Here is a 3,157-nt window from a genome sequence, read left to right on the forward strand (position 1 = left end):
TGCTTTGTGGTCAAGTCCTCGGCCTATTAGTACCGGTCAGCTCCACACGTTACCGCGCTTCCACCTCCGGCCTATCAACCCGGTCGTCTACCGGGAGCCTTACCCCCTCACAGGGTGGGAGACCTCATCTCAAGGCGAGCTTCCCGCTTAGATGCTTTCAGCGGTTATCCCTTCCGAACGTAGCCAACCAGCCGTGCACCTGGCGGTACAACTGGCACACCAGAGGTTCGTCCGTCCCGGTCCTCTCGTACTAGGGACAGCCCCTTTCAAGTCTCCTACGCGCGCAGCGGATAGGGACCGAACTGTCTCGCGACGTTCTAAACCCAGCTCGCGTACCGCTTTAATGGGCGAACAGCCCAACCCTTGGGACCTACTCCAGCCCCAGGATGCGACGAGCCGACATCGAGGTGCCAAACCATCCCGTCGATATGGACTCTTGGGGAAGATCAGCCTGTTATCCCCGGGGTACCTTTTAGCCGTTGAGCGACACCGCTTCCACACGCCGATGCCGGATCACTAGTCCCAGCTTTCGCTCCTGCTCGACCCGTCAGTCTCACAGTCAAGCTCCCTTGTGCACTTACACTCAACACCTGATTGCCAACCAGGCTGAGGGAACCTTTGGGCGCCTCCGTTACCCTTTAGGAGGCAACCGCCCCAGTTAAACTACCCACCAGACACTGTCCCCGATCCGGATCACGGACCAGAGTTAGACGTTCAAAACGACCAGAGTGGTATTTCACCAATGACTCCACCCGAACTAGCGTCCGAGCTTCCCAGTCTCCCACCTATCCTACACAAGACGCTCCAAACGCCAATGTCAAGCTGTAGTGAAGGTCCCGGGGTCTTTCCGTCCTGCTGCGCGTAACGAGCATCTTTACTCGTAGTGCAATTTCGCCGGGTCTGCGGTTGAGACAGCGGGGAAGTCGTTACGCCATTCGTGCAGGTCGGAACTTACCCGACAAGGAATTTCGCTACCTTAGGATGGTTATAGTTACCACCGCCGTTTACCGGCGCTTAAGTTCTCACCTTCGCCACATTGCTGCGGCTAAGCGGTCCCCTTAACGTTCCGGCACCGGGCAGGCGTCAGTCCGTATACATCGTCTTACGACTTCGCACGGACCTGTGTTTTTAGTAAACAGTCGCTTCCCCCTGGCCACTGCGACCCCCACCAGCTCCAAACGCAAGGTTTTTCACCAGCAGAGGTCCCCCTTCTCCCGAAGTTACGGGGGCAATTTGCCGAGTTCCTTAACCACAGTTCACCCGATCGCCTTAGTATTCTCTACCTGACCACCTGAGTCGGTTTAGGGTACGGGCCGCCACAACACTCACTAGAGGCTTTTCTCGGCAGCATAGGATCATCCACTTCACCACAATCGGCTCGGCATCACATCTCAGGCACATGGAACGCGGATTTGCCTACGTTCCGCCCTACATGCTTACCCCAGGACAACCATCGCCTGGGCTGGACTACCTTCCTGCGTCACCCCATCGCTTACCTACTACCCAATCAGGCCGAGCGTTCACCCTGACGGTCGTCCCGAAGGACAACCCGAGTTAAGGACTCTTAGTATCAAGGGGTTCAGTATGGGCGCATTGAAGCGGGTACGGGAATATCAACCCGTTGTCCATCGACTACGCCTGTCGGCCTCGCCTTAGGTCCCGACTTACCCTGGGCGGATTAGCCTGGCCCAGGAACCCTTGGTCATCCGGCGCGAGGGTTTCTCACCCTCGATTCGCTACTCATGCCTGCATTCTCACTCGCACAGCCTCCACAACTAGATCACTCTGCTGCTTCACCGGCTGCACGACGCTCCCCTACCCACCAACAACACAAAGCTGTCAGTGCCACGACTTCGGCGGTGTACTTGAGCCCCGCTACATTGTCGGCGCAGAATCACTTGACCAGTGAGCTATTACGCACTCTTTCAAGGGTGGCTGCTTCTAAGCCAACCTCCTGGTTGTCTCTGCGACTCCACATCCTTTCCCACTTAGCACACGCTTAGGGGCCTTAGTCGGTGATCTGGGCTGTTTCCCTCTCGACTACGAACCTTATCGCCCGCAGTCTCACTGCCACGCTCTCACTTACCGGCATTCGGAGTTTGGCTGACGTCAGTAACCTTGTCGGGCCCATCGGCCATCCAGTGCTCTACCTCCGGCAAGAAACACGCAACGCTGCACCTAAATGCATTTCGGGGAGAACCAGCTATCACGGAGTTTGATTGGCCTTTCACCCCTACACACAGATCATCCCCCAGGTTTTCAACCCTGGTGGGTTCGGTCCTCCACCCAGTCTTACCTGAGCTTCAACCTGCCCATGCGTAGATCACCCCGCTTCGGGTCTACAGCATGCGACTCAAACGCCCTCTTCAGACTCGCTTTCGCTACGGCTCCCCCACACGGGTTAACCTCGCCACACACCATAACTCGCAGGCTCATTCTTCAAAAGGCACGCAGTCACATCACACACCAGCAAGCTGATGTAAGCTCCTACGGCTTGTAGGCACACGGTTTCAGGTACTATTTCACGACCCCTCACCGGGGCACTTTTCACCTTTCCCTCACGGTACTCGTGCACTATCGGTCATCAGGGAGTATTTAGGCTTACCAGGTGGTCCTGGCAGATTCACACAGGATTCCTCGAGCCCCGTGCTACTTGGGATCCCCTCCAACAGTCGACAAGGTTTCGCCTACCCGGCTCTCACGGTCTACGGCAGCCCTTCCCAGAGCTTTCAACTACCCCATCGATTTATCACTGTTCGAAGCAGCGGCAGCCACTTCAAGAAGGTCCCACGACCCCGGACATGCAACGCCTGCCGGCTATCACACACGCCCGGTTTAGCCTCATCCGCTTTCGCTCACCACTACTCACGGAATCACTCTTGTTTTCTCTTCCTACGGGTACTGAGATGTTTCACTTCCCCGCGTTACCACCAACCGCCCTATACATTCAGGCGGAGGCAACACCACATGACTGGTGCTAGGTTTCCCCATTCGGACATCCCCGGATCAACGTCTGGTTGGCGACTCCCCGAGGCTTAACGCAGCCTCCCACGTCCTTCATCGGCTCCTGATGCCAAGGCATCCACCGTGTGCCCTAAAAAACTTGGCCACAAAGATGCTCGCGTCCACTATGCAAATCTCAAACAACAAACAGCAA

1 rRNA gene is annotated in these 3,157 nt (G+C 56.6%); it reads right to left on the reverse strand.

Annotated elements, in window-relative coordinates:
• Window positions 1-6 precede the first annotated feature (6 nt).
• A 23S ribosomal RNA gene (locus HCN51_RS57590) occupies window positions 7-3,109 on the reverse strand.
• Between the last annotated feature and the right edge of the window lie 48 nt (window positions 3,110-3,157).

This window comes from Nonomuraea composti, assembly GCF_012034275.1.
Taxonomy (GTDB): domain Bacteria; phylum Actinomycetota; class Actinomycetes; order Streptosporangiales; family Streptosporangiaceae; genus Nonomuraea; species Nonomuraea composti.